The 20,859-nt window shown below is 72.1% G+C and carries 10 protein-coding genes; 8 read left to right on the top strand and 2 right to left on the bottom strand.

The features are described 5' to 3' along the window. Positions 1–33: 33 nt before the first annotated feature. The 5 genes from ACFVYL_RS37105 to ACFVYL_RS37085 all read left to right on the top strand — a co-directional run bounded on the left by ACFVYL_RS37105 (position 34) and on the right by ACFVYL_RS37085 (position 9,893). A complete protein-coding gene (locus tag ACFVYL_RS37105) occupies positions 34–549 on the top strand; it encodes a hypothetical protein (RefSeq protein WP_389724487.1) in 516 nt (171 codons plus the stop codon). Between the two features lie 12 nt (positions 550–561). After that, complete coding sequence (locus ACFVYL_RS37100) at positions 562–4,959, top strand: RHS repeat-associated core domain-containing protein (RefSeq protein ID WP_389724484.1); 4,398 nt, start codon at positions 562–564, stop codon at positions 4,957–4,959. Between the two features lie 23 nt (positions 4,960–4,982). Beyond that, positions 4,983–5,540: a hypothetical protein gene (locus ACFVYL_RS37095; RefSeq protein WP_389724481.1), complete on the top strand. Its 558-nt coding sequence runs from the start codon at positions 4,983–4,985 to the stop codon at positions 5,538–5,540. A gap of 289 nt (positions 5,541–5,829) precedes the next feature. Further along, complete coding sequence (locus tag ACFVYL_RS37090) at positions 5,830–7,902, top strand: M4 family metallopeptidase (protein ID WP_389724479.1); 2,073 nt, start codon at positions 5,830–5,832, stop codon at positions 7,900–7,902. Positions 7,903–8,273: 371 nt separating this feature from the next. Then, complete coding sequence (locus tag ACFVYL_RS37085; protein WP_389724477.1) at positions 8,274–9,893, top strand: M4 family metallopeptidase; 1,620 nt, start codon at positions 8,274–8,276, stop codon at positions 9,891–9,893. 80 nt (positions 9,894–9,973) lie between these two features. Here ACFVYL_RS37085 and glgP read toward each other — a convergent pair whose 3' ends face one another. Then, complete coding sequence (gene glgP, locus ACFVYL_RS37080) at positions 9,974–12,601, bottom strand: alpha-glucan family phosphorylase (RefSeq protein ID WP_389724475.1); 2,628 nt, start codon at positions 12,599–12,601, stop codon at positions 9,974–9,976. 290 nt (positions 12,602–12,891) lie between these two features. On the opposite strand from glgP, the gene ACFVYL_RS37075 reads away from it, so the two are divergent. Together ACFVYL_RS37075 and ACFVYL_RS37070 are read left to right on the top strand one after the other, a co-directional pair. Then, positions 12,892–15,597 carry a protein kinase gene (locus ACFVYL_RS37075; RefSeq protein WP_389724472.1) on the top strand — a complete coding sequence of 902 codons (2,706 nt, stop codon included), beginning with the start codon at positions 12,892–12,894 and terminating at the stop codon, positions 15,595–15,597. A gap of 72 nt (positions 15,598–15,669) precedes the next feature. After that, positions 15,670–17,994 (top strand): protein kinase, encoded by a 2,325-nt coding sequence (locus ACFVYL_RS37070; protein WP_389724469.1) that lies wholly within the window; start codon positions 15,670–15,672, stop codon positions 17,992–17,994. A 54-nt stretch (positions 17,995–18,048) separates the two neighbouring features. On the opposite strand, the gene ACFVYL_RS37065 is transcribed toward ACFVYL_RS37070, so the two are convergent. Beyond that, a complete protein-coding gene (locus tag ACFVYL_RS37065; RefSeq protein ID WP_389724466.1) occupies positions 18,049–18,495 on the bottom strand; it encodes a nuclear transport factor 2 family protein in 447 nt (148 codons plus the stop codon). A 400-nt stretch (positions 18,496–18,895) separates the two neighbouring features. Between ACFVYL_RS37065 and ACFVYL_RS37060 the strand changes: the two genes are divergently transcribed. After that, a partial coding sequence (locus ACFVYL_RS37060) for an alpha-1,4-glucan--maltose-1-phosphate maltosyltransferase (RefSeq protein ID WP_389724463.1) occupies positions 18,896–20,859 on the top strand: 1,964 nt, incomplete at its 3' end.

Raw genomic sequence — 20,859 nt, 5'->3', positions numbered from 1 at the left:
ATCTCCACGGTGGGCCGCACACACACGAGGGGCGTGGCGGTCGCAACGGCGGAGGGTGAACTCCGCACGGTGGGCGAGACGTTGGGGGCCGGTCCGTGCCCGCAGGCGGGAACCGGTAGCGGCACCAGGGGAGCCCAAGGGCGCCTGCGGACCCCCGGCAGCGCCCCCGACCTGGGCCGACTCGCCTACAGTGACCGCACGTCAGCGACATCCACGAACACACCGGGGGCAGGACACATGGGCGATCTGGGCAAGGACTCGGAGTCCATAGCGAAGGCCGCCCCTTTGCTGCGCAAGTCTCCGCATCACATCGCAAAGCCGCTGCAGGACTTCAAGGCCGCCTCGCACGACCTCTCGGCGCTGGGTGCGCTCGGCGCGCTGATGAGCGCGACAGACGACGTCCGGGAAGGCATGGAGGAGCTTGCGCAGGCCGCCGAGCAGCTCTCCGGGGCGTGGCGGGACGAGGCGAAGCTGATGACGGATCTCTCCGAGGCCTTCGACCTGCTGGATCTGCTGCTCGAAGCCGCCGCCCAGGGCAAGAAGGGCTGAGGCCCGCACGCGATGGTCGACCTCAACCCCCTGCACTACATCAACAAGTTCAACCACATGGCCGGCGACAACATGGCCAGCATGATGGAGTTCCTCGGGATCTCCGACCCGGCCGTGGACCCCGACGGCGTCCGGGAGATCGCCAAGAAGTGGCGCGCCCTGGCCAAGGCGGTCGACGCGTCCGCCGACGAGGCCGAGCGCGCGCTGAAGGACGTGACGTGGGAGGGCAAGGCCGCCCGGGAGTTCTTCAAGCGCGCGAAGAAGACCCGTACGCAGGCCACCAAGATGGCCGGGGCCCTGCGCGACGGGGCCGACGCCCTCGACTCCTTCGCGGACCAGGCCCACGAGCTCCTCACCGAGCTCAACGTCATCATTCTGGAGATCATCGAGGTCGAGATGGTGAGCCTGGGCCTTTCGGTGCTCACCGGGGGCGTCTCGGCGGTGGTCGGCAATCTCGCCGCGGGCGCCCGTTTCGCCAAGGCGATGGCGCTGATCGGCCGGATCGAGCACGCCGGTACCGCGATGGCCCGCACCATCCGCGCCGTGCTGGAGGTGATCCGCGGCCTGTCCCGGACGCTGAAGGCCCTGCGCGAGATCAAGTCCATCGCGAAGATGGGCAAACTGGCGGGTGACGGCGCCAAGTTCGCCGCGCTGGACGCGCTGCTGCAGGACCCGGCCACCTTCAAGGATCCCGGCAAGCTCGCCGAGACCCTGGGCCTGGGCGCCGCGTTCGGCCTCGGCCTCGGTGGTCTGGGCAAGCTGCTCGGCAAGGGCCTCGGCAAGCTCAAGCTCAACTGCTCGACCCTGGAGCGCATGCGGATGCGCCCGGGCTGGGACAAGCTCCCCGCCTCCGTCCGCAACAGCCTGAAGAAGTTCGTCCGCGACCCCGTCGACGTCGCCACGGGCGACATGGTGCTCACGCGCCGGGACGTCGAACTGCCCGGCGTGCTCCCGCTCATCCTGGAGCGCACCCACCTCTCCTCCTACCGCTGGGGCGGCTGGTACGGGCCCACCTGGGCATCCACCCTCGACCAGCGGCTCCAGATCGACGCGGACGGTGTCGTCTACGCCGCGCCGGACGGCGCCCGGCTCTGCTTCCCCCGCCCCGACCCCGACACCTGCGCCCCGGTGCGCCCCGAGGTCCCGGGCTCCCGCCTCACCCTGCGGTACGCGCCCGACTCCCCGGGCTCCCTCCAGGTCGAGGACCCCGAGACCGGTCTCACGCACGTGTTCCACAGCCCGGTGCCGACGGCCGACCTCACCGCCGCCGACCTGCCCCTCCAGTACATCCAGGACCGCAACCACAACCGCGTCACCATCGAGTACGACGAGGACCGCAGCGACCTGCCGCGCGCCGTCGTCCACTCCGGCGGCTACCGCGTCGCCCTCGACCACCACGCCACGCTCCCCCGCATCACCGGCCTTCGCGTGCTCGACCCCGCACGCCCCGAGGCGCCCGGCACCACCGTGCTGACCTTCGGCTACGACGAGGCCGGCCACCTCACCGAGGAGACTGACGCCACCGGGCACGCGCTGCGCCACACGTACGACGGCGAGGGGCGGATCACCTCGTGGACGGACCGCAACGACACCACCTACTGGTACTCCTACGACGACCGGGGCCGGGTCGAGGCCACCGGCGGCACCGATGACGCACTCGCCGCCACGCTGAGCTACGAGGACGCGACGCGCACCGCGCGGGTGACGGACTCGCTGGGGCACACGCGGGTGTACGAGCACAACGAGTCGTTGCGGCTCGTGCGGGAGACGGACCCGCTGGGCCATGTGACGGTGCGGGAGTGGAACGGGCGGCACCTGCTCACCGCGGTGACGGATCCCCTGGGGCACACCACCCGCTACACCTACGACGAGGAGGACCGCGTCACGGCCGTGCGGTTCCCGGACGGCCAGGAGGCGCGCGCGGAGTACGACGACGCGGGACTGCCGACGCTCGTCACCGAGCCGGGCGGGGCCCAGTGGCGGCACGGCTACGACGAGCGCGGCAACCGTACCCGGGTGACCGACCCCGCGGGGGCCACCACCCACTACACCCTGACCGCGGCGGGCCACCTCTCCTCCGTCACCGACGCCTTGGGCAACACCCAGCAGGTGACCACCGACGCGGCCGGTCTGCCCCTCGTCATCACCGACCCGCTCGGCGCCCGCACCCGCTACACCCGGGACGAGTTCGGCCGCCCCGTCACCCTCACCGACCCGACGGGGTCCGTGATCAGCCTCTCCTGGACGCCCGAGGGCCGGATCGGCTCCCGTACCGCCCCGGACGGTGCCCGCGAAGCATGGGAGTACGACGCCGAGGGCAACTGCGTCGCCCACACCGACGCGCTCGGCGGCGTCTCCCGGTACGAGTACGGCGCCTTCGACCTCGTCTCGGCACGCACCGACCCGAACGGCGTGCGCCACACGTTCGCGCACGACACCGAGCTGCGTCTCACCCGGGTGACCAACTCCGCGGGCCGGTCCTGGAGTTATACGTTCGACCCGGCCGGGCGCCTGGTCGGCGAGCGGGACTTCGACGGGCGGTCGCTCGCCTATGCCTATGACGCGGCGGGGCACCTCGTCGGCCGCGCCACGGCGGACGGCCGACAGATCCGCTACGAGCGCGACTGCGCGGGCCGGACGCTGCGCAAGGACGCCGACGGAGCCGTCACCGACTACGCGTACGACGCCGCGGGCCGTCTGACCGAGGCCGCCGGTCCCGACGCGGTCCTGACCCTCCGGCACGACACGGCCGGCCGCCTCCTGTCCGAATCCGTCGACGGCCGGACCCTCTCCCACACCTACGACGCGCTCGGCCGCCGGGTATCGCGCACCACGCCCTCCGGCGCGACCAGCGCGTACGCCTACGACGCCGCCGGGAACCGCACCCGGCTGACCACCGGGGGCCGCAGCCTCACCTTCGAACACGACGCGGCCGGACGGGAACTGTTCCGCCACATCGGCGACCGCCTCACCCTGAGCAGCGGCTTCGACCCCTTGGGCCGGCTGACGAGCCACGCCGTGACCGATGCCGAGGGCGCGACACTGCACCGGCGTACGTACACCTACCGCGCGGACGGCCACCTCACCGCCCTGGAGGACCAGCGGAGGGGCACGTCCCGCTTCGACGTCGACGCGGCAGGCCGGGTCACCGGAGTCCGGGCCACCGGCTGGACCGAGAGCTACACCTACGACGAGTCCGGCAACCAGACGCACGCCGCCTGGCCGGACACGCACCCCGGGCACGAGGCCACGGGCCCCCGCTCCTACACCGGCACGAGCCTCACCCGGGCGGGGCAGGTCCGCTACGCACACGATCGCGCCGGACGCGTCGTGCTCCGGCAGAAGCGCCGGCTGTCACGCAGGCCCGACACCTGGCACTACGTCTGGGACGCCGAGGACCGCCTGGTGTCCACGGTCACTCCGGACGGCACCCGGTGGCGCTACCGCTACGACCCGCTGGGCCGCCGTACCGCCAAACTGCGGCTGGCGGCCGACGGTGAAACGGTCGTCGAGCGCACCGACTTCACCTGGGACGGCAGCGTCCTGTGCGAGCAGACGACGGCCGGGGCGGACGCCCCCGACCCGGTCACCCTCACCTGGGACCACCAGGGCAACCGCCCGCTCACCCAGAGCGAGCGCATCACCGCGGCCGACGCGCCGCAGGACGAGATCGACGCGCGCTTCTTCGCCATCGTCACCGATCTCGTCGGCACTCCCACCGAACTCGTCGACGAGGCGGGGGAGACCGCCTGGTCCGGACGCGCCACCTTGTGGGGCACGACCGGATGGCGGACGGGCGGCAGCGCCTACACCCCGTTCCGCTTCCCGGGCCAGTACTTCGACCCGGAGACGGGCCTGCACTACAACGTCTTCCGGCACTACGACCCCGAGAGCGGACGCTATCTCAGCCCCGACCCGCTGGGGCTCACGCCCGCGCCCAACCCCCTCGGCTATGTGCGCAACCCCCTCACCTGGTCAGACCCGCTGGGGCTCGCACCCGAGTGCGACGTCACCGTCTACCGGAAACAGGACACCAACTTCCCCGAGACCATGCGCATGCACGTCGACGCCGACGGCAACGTCTCCCTCACCGGCAGCGGTTCTCTCTACGTCAACATGACCGGCGACATATCCCACACGCTGAAATTCAAGGGAAATCAGATCGTCGAGTTCAAGATTCCCCGCTCGGTCGCCGACGACATCGCCAAGGACTCGCTGCCGCAGAGAAAGCCGAAGGGCTGGCCGGGGAGCGACCGGGAATGGGGCCGGGCCCGGAAGGTCGTCCCCGACCGCTCGGACGGGCCGGGCCTCTACGGCATTCCCGACAATGCGGCCCTCGGCTTCGGCCGCGACTACCACAAGCTGCTCATGGACTCCATCATCCCGGGCTCCGGACGGCTAGTACAATAGCCGCGACCAGCGGAAAGGCACGCATGAACAGGTACGACCCGGAGCGGGAGACGAGCCGCACGACAGGGCGGCCGAGCGACGAACCCGCCCCTCTGCTCGCCCTGATCAAGGTGACACCCGCCCTCCCCGTGCCGGAATACGCACGGCGTCTGCGTGCCCTCGTGCGCGAAGCACTGGACATCACCAAGGACGTCGACTTCGACGACGAGAGCGCGGACGACATTTCGACGGGATCGCTCCCCGACTGGTTTCTCTCCGTCACGGACGGAAACACCGATCTCGTGGGCGACTCCCCCGAATCGACGGGGAAGCGGCATTACCTCACCACCCGGGACAGCAATGCCTGGGACGTCGGGGAATGGATTTACTGTTTCGATCCCGGCCTGCGCAAGTGGTCGTGGTGGGATGTCACCGAGGATGCGTCGGGCCACGCCTGCATCTGGGTGGACACCAAGGGGGAAGGCCACATTCCGTGCGAAGAGCTCTGGTGGGCCGCCTACGTGGCCGGCGCCCGGTCCGCGGCTGACCTGACCGTCGAGCACGCCGAGGAGTGGGCCGCGCAGGCCAGCGCCGGCGTGTGACCGCACCGGCGCCGCCGCAGGCTTCCGGCCAGGCTCCGCATAGTGAACGTCCTACACCGGCCAACGGACCAATTTCGGCCAACTCCTGACGCGCACCTGACATCAGCCGGACTCTGGTGTCACTCTTCCCCTCGACCGTCGCACGACTTTCAACAAGGCGACGGTTCCTCTTCACGCAATACCCGTTGTGCACCGCCCAGTTCTGCGTTCCGCCTTGTTCTGCCCGGTCGGCGACCCAGCCGTCCGGTAGCTCTGGCCGCGCATCCCCGCGGCCGCGCAGAAGGAGTCCGTGTTGAGAAGCACCTCCCACAGACACACCTCCCACAGCCGTTCGGTCCGCACTCGCGCGACCGCCGTCGGCGCCCTCTCCGCAGTGGCCGCACTCCTCGCCGTCGCCGTCCAGGCGGGCCCCGCCTCGGCCGACGACCCCGCGGCCAAGGCCCCCGCCCCCGCGGCCCAGAAGCTCGGGAAGGTCGACCCCGGCGCGCTCGCCGTCAAGCTCTCCCCCGCCCAGCGCGCGGAGCTCATCCGCGACGCCAACGCCACCAAGGCACAGACCGCCGACGACCTCAAGCTCGGCGCCAAGGAGAAGCTGGTCGTCCGCGACGTCACCAAGGACCGCGACGGCACCGTCCACACGCGCTACGAGCGCACCTACGACGGCCTGCCCGTCCTCGGCGGCGACTTGGTGGTCGACACCGCCAGGTCCGGCAAAACCGAGGGCGTCACCAAGGCCGCGAAGGCGCAGCTCAAGGGCGTCGACATGAGCGCCGACGTCAAGGCGTCGGCCGCCGAGAAGCAGGCGCTGGCCGCCGCGAAGGCGGCGGGCTCGAAGAAGACCGACGCGGACCGGGCGCCGCGCAAGGTCGTGTGGATGGCCGGGGGCAAGCCGGTCCTCGCGTACGAGACCGTGGTCGGCGGGCTGCAGCACGACGGCACCCCGAACGAGCTGCACGTCATCACGGACGCCGCCACCGGCAAGAAGCTCTTCCAGTGGCAGGGCATCGAGAACGGCACGGGCAACACGCAGTACAGCGGCCAGGTCACCGTGGGCAGCGTCCAGTCGGGGTCGAACTACACCCTCACCGACAGCGGGCGCGGCAACCACAAGACGTACAACCTGAACCACGGTACGTCCGGCACCGGCACGCTCTTCTCGGGCCCGGACGACATCTGGGGCAACGGCCAGGCCTCCAACGCGGAGACCGCCGGCGCCGACGCCGCCTACGGCGCCCAGCTCACCTGGGACTACTACAAGAACGTGCACGGCCGCACCGGCATCCGCGGTGACGGCGTCGGCGCGTACTCCCGGGTCCACTACGGCAACAACTACGTCAACGCGTTCTGGTCCGACGCCTGCTTCTGCATGACGTACGGCGACGGTTCGGGCAACGCCAAGCCGCTGACCTCCATCGACGTGGCGGCGCACGAGATGACGCACGGCGTCACCGCGGCGACCGGCAACATGCAGTACAGCGGCGAGTCCGGCGGCCTGAACGAGGCCACCTCCGACATTTTCGCCGCCGCGGTCGAGTTCAACGCCAACAACGCCCAGGACAAGGGCGACTACCTCGTCGGCGAGAAGATCGACATCAACGGCGACGGCAGTCCGCTGCGCTACATGGACAAGCCGAGCAAGGACGGCGCGTCCAAGGACTCCTGGTACTCCGGAGTGGGCAACGTCGACGTGCACTACTCGTCGGGTATCGCCAACCACTTCTACTACATGCTGAGCGAGGGCAGCGGCGCCAAGGTCATCAACGGCGTCTCGTACGACTCGCCCACCTCGGACGGCCTCCCGGTCACCGGCATCGGCCGGGACAAGGCGTCGCTGATCTGGTTCAAGGCGCTCACCACGAAGTTCACCACGACGACCAACTACGCGGCGGCCCGCACCGGGACGCTCGCGGCGGCCGGTGAGCTGTACGGCACCACCAGCGCCGAGTACAAGGCCGTCGCCAACGCCTGGGCGGCCGTGAACGTCGGCAGCCGCCCCGGTGGCGAGGAGCCCGGCACGTCCTTCGAGAACACCACGGACGTCGCCATTCCGGACAACGGCCCCGCGGTGACCTCGACGGTCAACGTCACCGGCCGCACCGGCAACGCGCCGAGCGCCCTGAAGGTCGGCGTCGACATCGTCCACACCTGGCGCGGTGACCTGAAGGTCGACCTGCTGGCCCCCGACGGGACGGTCTACCCGCTCAAGGCGACCAGCAGCTCGGACTCGGCGGACAACGTCAAGGAGACCTACACGGTCAACGCCTCGTCCGAGGTGGCCAACGGCGCCTGGAAGCTGCAGGTTCAGGACAAGGCCGCGCAGGACACCGGCTACATCAACAGCTGGAAGGTCACCTTCCCGTAAACCGGCCTGAAGGCGCCCGAGGGTGCCCGAAGTCCCCTTCGCAAACACACCGGAGGGACGCGCCGCCCGTGCACGACGGGCGGGGCGCCCCTCCGGCGCATCTCTGAGCACGACGAACGCCGCCGCCCCGGGTCGATCAACTCCCCGAGGCGGCGCGCTCGTTCACGCCCCTGCGCCGTTCACACCTTGTTCGCATTACGTATGTTGACCATCGCTCAACGAACTATTTCCGGCCAACATCCACCCAAGGGCTGACATGTACCTGGCTCGAATGACACTCTCCTCGCAGCACCACACGTCACACCCGCACCGCATCTTTCATGCCCGGGTAGTCCCCCATGCCGCCCGGGCCCCCCACAGAAGGAGCCTGCGTGACCCCCCACATATCCCGTAAGCGTTCGACCCTGGCCATCGCGACCGCGGTTGCCTCCGGAGCGCTGCTCGCCGCCGGACTGACCACCGGCGCCTCCGCCCAGCCGGCCGCGCCCTCCGGCGCGCCCGCCGCCCTCTCCACCTCGGCCAAGGCCGGCCTCCTGAAGGACGCCGACGCGGGCAAGGCCGCGACCGCCGAGAAGATCGGCCTGGGCGCCAAGGAGAAGCTCGTCGTCCGCGACGTGGTCAAGGACCGCGACGGCACGGTCCACACCCGCTACGAGCGCACCTACGACGGACTGCCCGTCCTCGGCGGCGACCTCGTGGTGCACACCGCCAGGAGCGGCAAGGTCAAGAGCGTCACGAAGGCCACCAAGGCGAGCGTGAAGGTCGCGTCCACCGACGCGAAGCTCGGCAAGTCCGCCGTCGCCAAGTCCGCCGAGTCGACCGCCGCGAAGGCGAAGACCGCCAAGGCCGACGCGCAGTCGCCGCGCAAGGTGATCTGGGCCGCCTCCGGCAAGCCCGTCCTCGCGTACGAGACCGTCGTCACCGGCACGCAGAAGGACGGCACGCCCAGCAGACTGCACGTCATCACGGACGCCGCGACGGGCAAGAAGCTCTTCCAGCACCAGGCCATCGAGAACGGCACCGGCAACAGCCAGTACAGCGGCAAGGTCGAGATCGGCTCGAAGAAGGGCGCCAGCGGCTTCGACCTGACCGACGACTCGCGCGGCGGCCACTCCACCTTCAACCTGGAGAACGGCCAGGGCGAGGGCAAGCTCTTCACGGACGACGACGACACGTGGGGCACCGGCAAGCCGGACGACCCGCAGACCGCCGCCGTCGACGCCGCGTACGGCGCCCAGGTCACCTGGGACTACTACAAGAACGTGCACGGCCGTGAGGGCATCAAGGGCGACGGCAAGGGCGCGACCTCCCGCGTCCACTACGGCGACTCCTACGTCAACGCCTTCTGGGACGACAGCTGCTTCTGCATGACGTACGGCGACGGCGAGGGCAACAAGAAGCCCCTCACCTCGATCGACGTCGCGGCCCACGAGATGTCGCACGGCGTCACCTCGGCCACCGGCAACATGGAGTACAGCGGCGAGTCCGGCGGCCTGAACGAGGCCACCTCCGACATCTTCGGCTCCTCCGTCGAGTTCAACGCCAAGAGCCCCGAGGACATCGGGGACTACCTCATCGGCGAAGAGATCGACATCAACGGCGACGGCTCCCCGCTGCGCTACATGGACAAGCCCTCCAAGGACGGCCAGTCCCTGGACAGCTGGAGCGCGGACGCCGGCAACGTCGACGTCCACTACTCCTCGGGCATCGCCAACCACTTCTTCTACCTGCTGTCCGAGGGCAGCGGCGCGAAGGAGATCAACGGCGTCAAGTACGACTCGCCGACCGCCGACGGCTCCAAGGTCGAGGGCATCGGACGCGACAAGGCCGAGAAGATCTGGTTCAAGGCCCTGACGACGTACTTCACGTCCACGACGGACTACAAGGCGGCCCGCGAGGGCACGTTGAGCGCCGCGAAGGATCTGTACGGTGCGGACTCCGCGGAGTACAAGGGCGTAGAGGCCGCTTGGACCGGCGTCAACGTCAAGTAACAGACAAAAGATTCGCGCAGTTCCCCGCGCCCCTGATCAGGGGCGCGGGGAACTGCGCATTCTTTTAGGCCCGCGCCAAGTCACCGCATCAACAACCCCGCCCCCTCCCCCGTCCCCTCAGAAGGCACCGCCACAAGCCCCATCTCCGCCCCGCTGGCAAGCAACCGGTGCGAAGGAAGAATCCGCACCGTGTACCCGAAGGGCCCCGCCCGGTCGAGGGCCAACGGCCCCTCGTACACCCGCCGCCCCTCCACGTCGGGCCCACCCGTGGACTTCAACGGCAGCGGATCCGCCCCGGCGATGTGGTCCTCCGGATCGACCCGCCCCGCGAGCACCTGGACCTCGACGTCGTCCGGCGTCAGCTCCCCCAGATGCACCCGCACCCGCAGGGACAGCGTGGCGCCGAGCTCGGCGGTCGCCCCGGTCGCCGACGCCTCCACGTGGTCCACGGCGACCCGTGGCCACGCGGCGCGGACCCGGGTCTTCCACGCGGCCAGCTCACCCGCCGCGGTGACGTCGAGCCTCCGGTGGGCGCGGGCGGCGGGCACGTACAGCTTCTCGACGTACTCGCGCACCATGCGGCCCGCGAGAACCTTCGGGCCCAGCCGGGTCAGGGTCCTGCGGACCATCTCGATCCAGCGGTCGGGCAGCCCGCCGGGCCCCTGTTCGTAGAAGCGCGGTGCGATCCGCCGCTCCAGGAGGTCGTAGAGCGCGGCGGCCTCCAGGTCGTCGCGGCGGTCCTCGTCGATGGCGGCGCCGTCCGCGGTCGGGATGGCCCAGCCGAAGTCGGGCTCGAACCATTCGTCCCACCAGCCGTCCAGGACGGAGAGGTTGAGGCAGCCGTTCAGGGCCGCCTTCATCCCGCTCGTCCCGCACGCCTCAAGGGGCCGCAGTGGATTGTTCAGCCACACGTCGCAGCCCGGGTAGAGCTTCTGCGCCATCGCCATGCCGTAGTCGGGCAGGAACACGATGTGCGGGCGCACCCGCGGGTCGTCGGTGAACCGGACGAGTTCCTGGATGAGCCGTTTTCCGCCGTCGTCCGCCGGGTGCGCCTTGCCCGCGACGACGATCTGCACCGGCCGCTCGGGGTGGCGAAGCAGCTCCATCAGCCGGTCGCGGTCGCGCAGCATCAGCGTGAGCCGCTTGTACGAGGGGACGCGGCGCGCGAAGCCGATGGTGAGGACGTCCGGGTCGAGCACACCGTCGATCCACCCCAACTCGGCGCTCGCCGCGCCGCGTTGCCGCCACGAGTCGTGCAGGCGCCGCCTGACCTCGTGGACCAGCTGTTCACGCAGGGTGCGGCGCAGCTCCCAGATGTCGGCGTCCTGGATGTCGGCCACCGCGTCCCACCGGTCGGAGCCGCCGACGGAGAGCGCGTCCTCGGTGCGCCGCTCGCCGATCTGGCGCGCGCCGAGCCGGAAGACCTCGGGGGCCACCCAGGTCGGGGCGTGCACGCCGTTGGTGACGGAGGCGATCGGCACCTCGTCGGCGTCGAACCCCGGCCACAGGCCCGCGAACATCTCGCGGCTGACCGCGCCGTGCAGGGTGCTCACGCCGTTGGCGCGGCTGCCGAGGCGCAGGCCCATCACCGCCATGTTGAAGAGGTTGGGCTCGCCTCCCGGGTAGGTCTCCATGCCGAGCCGCAGGACGTCGCCCGCGTCGATGCGGGGCAGTTCGGCGCCGGGGCCGAAGTGGTGGGCGACCAGTTCGCGGTCGAAGCGGTCGATGCCGGCGGGCACGGGTGTGTGGGTGGTGAAGACGGTCCCGGCGCGGACGGCTTCGAGGGCGGTGTCGAACTCGACGCCTTCCAGGGCCAGTTCGTGGATGCGTTCCAGGCCGAGGAACCCGGCGTGGCCCTCGTTCGTGTGGAAGACCTCGGGCTCGGGGTGGCCGGTCAGGCGGCAGTACGCCCGGACGGCGCGCACCCCTCCGATGCCGAGGAGCATCTCCTGCAGCAGCCGGTGCTCGCTGCCGCCGCCGTAGAGCCGGTCGGTCACGCCACGCTCGCCGGGGCCGTTCTCCTCCACGTCGGAGTCGAGCATGAGCAGCGGTACGCGCCCGACCTGCGCCTGCCAGACGTGCGCCCGCAGCGAGCGCCCGCCGGGCAGGGCGAGCGCGACGGTCGTGGGCATCCCGTCGTCCTCGCGCAGCAGGGCGAGGGGCAGCTCGTTCGGGTCGAGGACCGGATAGTGCTCCTGCTGCCAGGCGTCGTGGGACAGCGACTGGCGGAAGTAGCCGTGCCGGTAGAGCAGACCGACGCCGATGAGCGGGACGCCGAGGTCGCTGGCGGCCTTCAGGTGGTCCCCGGCGAGGATGCCGAGGCCGCCGGAGTACTGCGGCAGCGCCGCCGTGATGCCGAACTCGGGTGAGAAGTAGGCGACGGCGCGCGGGAGGTGGCCGTCGTCGCGGGCCCGCTCCTGGTACCAGCGCTCCCCGTTGACGTACTCGCGCAGGTCGTCGGACGCCTCACCCAGCCGTTGCAGGAAGTCCGCGTCGCCGGCGAGCTCGTCGAGCCGCGCGGACGGCACCTCGCCGAGGAGCCGTACGGGGTCGCAGCCGGACGCCGCCCACAGCCGGGGGTCGACGGACTCGAAGAGGTCACGGGTGCGCGGATGCCAGGACCAGCGCAGATTGCGGGCCAGCTCGGAGAGCCTGCCGAGGGGTTCGGGAAGGACGGGACGTACGGTGAAACGACGGATGGCCTTCACAGCGACTCCACCTCTACCGGGGGATGCGTTACGAATCGACCTACGCGTCGACGGTAGCGGTGACCGGCCCCCGGCAACTACGGCGCGCGGACGGGCGCAGAAGAGCGGCCCGGCCGGGCCGGACACCTCACCGCTGTCGGCGTCGGCGCCGCCGGCCGCCGGTGCGGCGGAAGGGCGCGGGTCCTTGCCGTATCCGCCGCTGCTCTCGGCGGGCCCGCTGTAATCTGCAACCTGCCCGTGCGGCACGGGACTTGACGGCGGACAACAGCGGCAACGGGGGGCGACGGCGGATGATCGGGCAGTTGCGGGAGTCGTCTCCACGGCGGGTGGGTCCGTACGAGACGCTGGCCCGGCTCGGCGCGGGCGGCATGGGCGAGGTGTTCCTGGCGGCGCCGGGTCCGCACGAGCCCCCCGGCCGCCCCTACGACCCGGACGCGCTCGTCGCCGTGAAGGCGATCCGCACGGACCTCGCGGGCGACGCGGGGTTCCGCGCCCGGTTCCGGCGCGAGATATCCGTCGCGACGTCCGTCAACAGTCCCTACGTGGCCCGCCTCGTCGCGGGCGACGCGGACGCCGGGCAGCCCTGGCTCGCCACGGAGTACGTCCCTGGGCCGAACCTCACCGACGCGGTCCGGCGGCACGGCCCCCTGCCCGTCGCCGCCGTCGCCGCGCTCGGCGCCGGGGTGGCCCGCGCGCTGGCCGCCGTGCACGCGGCGGGCGCCCTGCACCGCGACCTGAAGCCCGCGAACGTCCTGCTCGGCGCGGAGGGGCCCAAGCTCATCGACTTCGGCGTGGCACGGGCGCTCGGCGCGACCACGATGACCTCGACGGGCCTGCTCGTGGGCACGCCCGGCTTCATGTCCCCCGAGCACGTGGCGGGCGGCCGCCACGTGGTGGCCGCGTCCGACGTGTTCTGTCTGGCGTCCGTCCTCGCCTACGCGTCGTCCGGCGACGACCCGTTCGGGGACGGCCCGATGGCGGCGGTCCTGTACCGCGTGTCCCGGGCCGAGGCCCGGCTCGACGGTGTCCCCGAGGAGTTGCGCGACCTCCTCGCCGCCTGCCTGGCACGGGAGCCGGGCGAGCGGCCGGGGCCGGCGGAGGTGGCGGAGCGGCTGGGCCCGCTGCGGGACGACGACGGCGACGGTGCCCCTGACGCCGGGTGGCCCCCCACCGTCCTCGGCGACATCGCCGAAGTCCGCCGCGACACCGGCCAGTTGTGCGCCTCCGGGCGCCCCCTGCTGCCCCTGCCCCCGATGCCCGACGGCCCCGCGCACCCGGCGACCCAGACCCCTACGCGGACCCCGACGGCTCCCGGCCTGCCCGCGAACGACCTGTCGGCGCACGCCAGGTCCGCACACGACCTGCCCGCACACGACCTGTCCGCGCACGCCCTGCCCACCATGGGCTCGGCCGTCCCCGCACCGCCGCCCCGCCGGGGGCCGGGCCGTCGTGGTGCCGTCCTCGTCGTCGCCGCCGTGGCCGTGGCGGGCGCCGTCGTCGGCGGACTGCTCGCCCTGCGCGGGCCCGACTCCGGCTCCGATTCCGGCTCCGATTCCGGTTCCGACGGCGGCGGCCGGGCCTCCGGCAGCCCCGGGGGCGACCGGGGCCGGCCCGCCTCCCCCGGGGCCGCGAAGCCCTCCGTCTCCCCCGCCCGGCTGGTCGCCACCGCCGGCGTCGGCGCGTCCGGCGGCGACGACCGCAACGGCCACGTCCCGCAGTACGCGGCGCAGCGCCCCGAGGGCTGGCGGCCCTGGCGGGCCACGTTCGGCCATGCGCCGATGAGTTGCTCGGCGGACACCGAGGCCGTCGTGTGTCTGCTGACGAACGGGACGTACGAGGCGCGCGGCGCCGCCGACGGGCACCGCCTGTGGACGTCGGACGGCCGCTCGGGGCAGGACGACGGGCCGGGCGGCGAGGCGTACATCAGCCCGTCCGGGGCGTTCTTCATGCCGGGCGACGAACTGAACCCCGCGGTGCGCGGCGGCACGACCGTCATCGCGCACAAGGGCCGTGTGCAGGTCCGCGACTCCCGGAGCGGCGACGTGCGGTGGACGGCCGGCCCTCCGGCCGGCCGGAAGGTCACCTCGGCCCTGCTCACCGACGACCACCTGATCGTCTCCTCGGAAGGCAGCGGGACGGGCGCGGGCACGGACGGGCCGACGGGCGCCACGCTCCAGGCGTTCCCCCTCAAGCGCGGCGGCGATCCCGTGTGGACGTACGACCTCAGCACCGAGCCCCTGTCCATGGCCGAGCGGCGCAACTACACCGCCGTGCTCGCCCACGGCGGTCTCGTCTACGCCGACTCCCGCAAAGGTGTCGTCGCGCTCGACGAGAAGAGGGGCGACCGCGTCGGCGGCGTCTTCGACGACGGCCAGTGCCGCTCCCTCATGGCCGATACGCGCGCCCCCGCGGACCCGGGCGACGACCAGGTCCTGTGCACCCACGTGATCGGCGTCGGCGGCGACCTCGACGCCCCGACCGCCGATCCGCAGACCCGGGTGACCCGCCTGGACGCCCGCACGCTCGCCGTCGAGGGCACGTTCGGCTTCAAGGCCCCGCCGACCGGCTCCGACGGGAACCCCGGCCTGGACATCGTGGTGAGCGCGGTCGCTCCGGGCGCCGCCCTCGCGTACGACACGACGGGCGCGAAGCTGCTCGTGGCCGACCCGAAGAACGGCAGGCTCGTCCGCAAGGAGCCGCTCTCGGTGGTCGACTACGCCATCGGGCGCTCTGTCTCCTCCGGCGCGCTGGTCATCGGCGACCGCGCCCTGACCGCCGACAACTCCACGCTGCGGACGGTGCCGTTGACGGCCGCGGGCAAGGTCCGCACCGTCCGGGTCGCCGGCGCCCCCGGCAACCGCGTCGCCGAGCCGCCCGAGGACGGGGGCACGGCGGTCGCCGACCAGCCGAAGCCGCCGACGGTGCTGCCGCTCGGTGGCGTCGCGACGATCGTCTACGACCAGGGCACGGTCGTCTCGGTCGAGCTGCCCTCCTGAGAGCCTGTCTTTGAACCCGGGGCCCCGGCCCGTCCCCGATCTCCCTTACGCACAGCGCCCCTTGGAGGTTCCGTGCTCGACCCCCTGTCCGGGCCGCCGCGCCAGGTCGGCCCGTACCGGCTGCTCGCCCTGATCGGCGCGGGCGGCATGGGTGAGGTCTACCTGGCGCGCGAGCAGCCCGGCGCTCCGCTCGTCGCGGTCAAGACCGTCCGGCCCGACCTGGACATCGACCGGGAGTTCCGGATCCGGTTCCGCCGGGAGATCGCGGCGGCGCGCGCGGTCTCGGGCGCGGGCACGGCGGCCCTGCTCGACGGGGACGCGGACGCCGACGTGCCGTGGCTTGCCACCGAGTACGTCGCCGGGCCCTCGCTCGCGGACGCGGTGCGCCGCTGCGGTCCGCTGCCCGCCGACGCGGTGCGCGCGCTCGGCGCCGGGCTCGCCCGCGCCCTGGCGGCGGTGCACGCCGCCCAGGTCCTGCACCGTGACCTCAAGCCCGGCAACGTACTCCTCACCCCCGAGGGCCCCACCCTCATCGACTTCGGCATCGCGCAGGCCTTCGACGCGACGGCCCTGACGGCGGCCGGGATGGTCGTGGGCACGCCCGGTTTCATGGCGCCCGAGCACCTGGCGGGCAGCCACGCGGTGGTGCCCGCATCGGACGTCTTCACGCTGGGTGCGGTGCTCTGCTTCGCGGCGACGGGGCGCGGCCCGTTCGACGACCAGGAACTGGCCTCGGTGATCTTCCGCATCGCGCGGGGTGACGCGGATCTCTCCGCGGTCCCCGACGGTCTGCGAGAAGTCGTCGCCGACTGCCTGCGCCAGGACCCCGGCGACCGGCCTTCGGCAGCGGAGCTCGCCGCCCGTCTGACGGGCGGTGCCGGGGCCCTCGTGCCGTGGCCCGCGCCCGTGCTCAGCCTCTTCGCCGAGCACAGGGAGGCGGTGGCGCGCTGCGAACGGGCTGCGGACCGGGACTCGTTCGCGGACGCGGCGACGGTGACGGGCGCGGGTACGGGTGAGGGTGAGGGTGCGCACGCGGGTACGGGTGCGGACGCGGCCCCCGACGCCCCAGGGCCGACAGCTCCCCGGCGCCGTCGGTGGTGGTTCGCCGCCGCCGCGGCGGTGGCGGCCGCGGTGACGGTGGCGGCGGTGCTGCTGCCGGGCGACGGCGGAAGCGGCGGCAACGGCAGCGGCGGGAACGGGAACGAGGGCCGTGGACCATCCGCCTCCGGCGGGCCCGCCCGCATCGTCACGGAGTACGGAAACCCCGGCCGCTCCGGCGAGTTCGGCGCCGCGAAGTCCCCCGCGTCGGCCCGCCCCAAGGGCTGGAAACCCTGGTCGGTGGCGCGCCCCAAGGGCCTGGACGACCGGGGAAACGGCTGCGTCCTGGTCGCGGCGACGCTGGTGTGCCGGGACGGCAAGGGCGCCGCCACGGCCCTCGACGCGGCGACCGGCGGCCACCGCTGGACCTCGCGCGGCTTCCCGGTCACCGACGAGGACCTGCAGGGTGTCCAGGTGCTGGCGCCCGAGAGCGACGGCGAGCGGGTGTACGTCCCGAGCGAGCGCGGCGTGATCGCGGTGGACCTCTCCTCCGGCACCGAACGCTGGCGCGGGCCGACGGCCGCGGACACGGCGGTGACGGGCCTGACGTACGCGAACGGGGTCGTGTACACCGCCGAGTTCGGCTTCGCCGACGAGACGACGGGCCCGAGCCGCGCCGTCGTGCGCGCCCGCCGCGCGAAGGACGGCCACGAGCTGTGGGAGTCGCCCGCACTGCCCGCGAAGGTGCAGCACGCGCTCCTCGTCCGGGGCGGTCGGGTGTACGCGGCCATCGAGGGCAAGGGCGTCCTGGCCCTCTCCACCGAGGACGGCAAGGTCACCCGGCGCGCCCCCGGCCAGCCCTGCTACGGCCTCCTGGCCCACCGCGGGTCCCTCGTGTGCTGGGACCACGGCACCCCGGGCATCCGCGAACTGGACCCCACCACCCTCGCCACGCGCCGCACCCTCGCCCCCGGCCTGGAGCCCGCGCTGCCGCCGGTCGTGGGCGACGCGGACGTCCTCGTGGTGGCCACCGCGAGCCCCGATCCCGATGACCCGGTCACCCACTCCATGACGGCCTTCGACTGGCGCACCGGCAAGCGCCTGTGGCGCTACGGCGGCCCGCAGGACACCGTGTCCCTCGCCCTGGCGGGCAGCCGGGTCCTCGCCGTCGGCCTGTACGAGATGTGGGGCCGCTCCACCGAGGACGACATCGACTCCTACCGCAGGAAGGACATCCCTCTGGCGGACGGGCGGACGGAGTACGACGACCCGCCCTCGCTGGGCTTCCCGCTGTACGTGGGCGGCGCCCTGTTCACCGCCACGGACGACGGCAGGATCCTCTCCGGCTACGCCCCCTAGAAGTGCCCCTCAGGCGTACCGGTGTCCCGGCGTCCTCGTGTCCCGGTGTCCCGGTCATTCACGGCACGCCTCCGCGAGCAGCGCCGTGTCCCAGTAGAAGGGACGGACCTCGGTGATCCGTCCGGCCCGTACCGTGACCGTCTGCAGGATGGGGAAGGCGAGTTCGCGGCCCGTCGCGCGGGCGCGGGCCCGGATGTCGCTGTGGACCACCGCCGTCGGCCCGGTGGCGAGGAACTCCTGCCGCGTGATGTCGAAGGTCTCCCACGCCTCGCTCATCGCGAGGAAGAACCGCGCCATGCCGTCGTGACCGCGCCACGTCCCGCCGTACGGCAGGCCCTCCGCCTGGTGCAGGACGACCTCGGGAGAGAAGTAGGGCGCGAGCAGGCCGAAGGAGGCGCGGCCGGGGCCGCCCGCCGCCAGGTACTTCTCCTCGGCCGCGTACATGCCGGTCAGCACCCGCACCGACTCCGTCATGGTCCTGGCATCCGTCTGAGCAGTCATGTCCCCATCCGACCGCGCGGTCCCGCCCCGCACCGGCGGTTTTCGGACGTCTGCCTCGGCCGGTTCGCGTACACCTCGCGGGCTGCCCCCGATGAGGTGGCCGGTCCCGTCCTCTCGTGCGCTCATGAACGACCGAGGTGACGGAGCGGGCCCGCCCTCAGTGCACAGGCGAACAGCTCAACAGGCCATAAGGCATATGCGAATTCGCCCCGCTCTTGCCATGGATGACAAGGCCGGTCTTGCATGCGCCCTTACGCACTAGTAGTTAACAAAGCGCCGGATTGCCCACCCGAAGGGGGTGGGAAGGCTCTTTCGGTACGCACGTCGGCGCAGCGCCGGCGCGCACCACGGAACCCCTCCCCACCCACGTATCCGTGCACGCGGACAGGAGCGGTCAGACATGCCTCTTGGCTCATCCCCGCCAGGCTCACCCGCACAGCCCACCATCCCGGTCCTGGACGTCGGCCCCGCCGTCCACGGCGGGCGACAACCGGCGAAGGCGGTGCCGGGGGAAACGTTCCAGGTCACCGCCACCGTCTTTCGCGAAGGACACGACGCGGTCGCCGCCAACGTCGTGCTGCGCGACCCCGGTGGGCGGCCCGGGCCGTGGACCCCGATGCGGGAGCTCGCGCCCGGCACCGACCGGTGGGGCGCCGACGTCACGCCGGACACCGAGGGACGCTGGACCTACGCCGTGGAGGCGTGGGGCGACCCGGTCACCACCTGGCGCCACCACGCGCGGATCAAGATACCGGCGGGACTCGACACCGACCTGGTCCTGGAGGAGGGCGCCCGCCTCCACGAACGGGCCGCGGCCGGTGCCCCCGGCGCCGCCCGGACCGTGCTGCTCGACGCGGCCCGCGCGCTGCGGGACACCGGCCGCTCCCCCGCGGCCCGGCTCGCCGCCGCCCTCACCCCGGAGGTGACGGCGGCGCTCGACCGCCATCCGCTGCGTGAACTCGTCACGTCCTCGGATGAGTTGCCGCTTCTCGTGGAGCGGCGCAGAGCTCTCTACGGCTCCTGGTACGAGTTCTTCCCGCGTTCGGAGGGCGCGATCGTCCGGGAGGGGGTGGCGCCCGTCTCCGGGACGTTCCGTACCGCGGCGGCGCGGCTGCCCGCCATCGCCGCCATGGGTTTCGACGTCGTCTACCTGCCGCCGATCCACCCCATCGGCACCACCTTCCGCAAGGGCCCGGACAACTCGCTGTCCGTGGGGCCGCACGACGTCGGCGTGCCGTGGGCCATCGGCTCGCCCGAGGGCGGTCACGACGCCGTCCACCCGGACCTGGGCACCCTGGAGGACTTCGACGCCTTCGTGGGCGAGGCCGGGCGGCTGGGTCTCGAAGTGGCCCTGGACTTCGCCCTGCAGTGCTCGCCGGACCACCCCTGGGTGGAGAAGCACCCGGAGTGGTTCCGCCGCCGCGCGGACGGCTCCATCGCGTACGCGGAGAACCCGCCGAAGAAGTACCAGGACATCTACCCGCTCGCCTTCGACCAGGATCTGCCGGGGCTGATCGCGGAGACGGTGCGGCTGCTGCGGTTCTGGATGGGCCACGGGGTCCGCGTGTTCCGCGTCGACAATCCGCACACCAAGCCGGTCGTTTTCTGGGAGCAGGTGCTCGCCGACATCCGGGCCACCGACCCGGACGTCATCTTCCTCGCCGAGGCGTTCACGCGGCCCGCGATGATGCAGACCCTCGCGGCGGTCGGCTTCCAGCAGTCGTACACGTACTTCACCTGGCGCAATACGAAGGACGAACTCACCGAATACCTCACGGAGTTGTCGCGCGAGACCGCCCACTTCCTGCGGCCGAACTTCTTCGTGAACACCCCCGACATCCTGCACGCCTATCTCCAGGACGGTGGCCGTCCCGCCTTCGAGGTGCGCGCCGTGCTCGCCGCCACGCTGTCGCCCACGTGGGGCGTCTACAGCGGATTCGAGCTGTGCGAGAACAGCGCGCTCCGGCCCGGAAGCGAGGAGTATCTGCATTCGGAGAAGTACCAACTGCGGCCCCGCGACTGGGAGTCGGCGGCGCGCAGCGGCGACACGATCGCCCCGCTGATCACCGCGCTCAACGGCATCCGCCGTGCCAATCCCGCCCTGCAGCAACTGCGCCACCTGCACTTCCACCCCACCGACAAGGAGACGGTGATCGCCTACTCGAAGTCCGCCGGCACAGCGCACGACTCGAACACGGTTCTGGTGGTCGCCAACCTCGACCCTCACCACACCCAGGAGGCCACGGTCTCGTTGGACATGCCGCAACTCGGCCTCGACTGGCACGAGACCGTGCCGGTGCGCGACGAGCTCACCGGCGACACCTACCACTGGGGCAGGACCAACTATGTGCGCCTCGACCCGGG

The organism is Streptomyces sp. NPDC058308, assembly GCF_042880275.1.
Taxonomy (GTDB): domain Bacteria; phylum Actinomycetota; class Actinomycetes; order Streptomycetales; family Streptomycetaceae; genus Streptomyces.
Note: the sequence above shows the minus strand (reverse complement) of the source record. Positions and strands in the feature narration are given on the sequence as shown.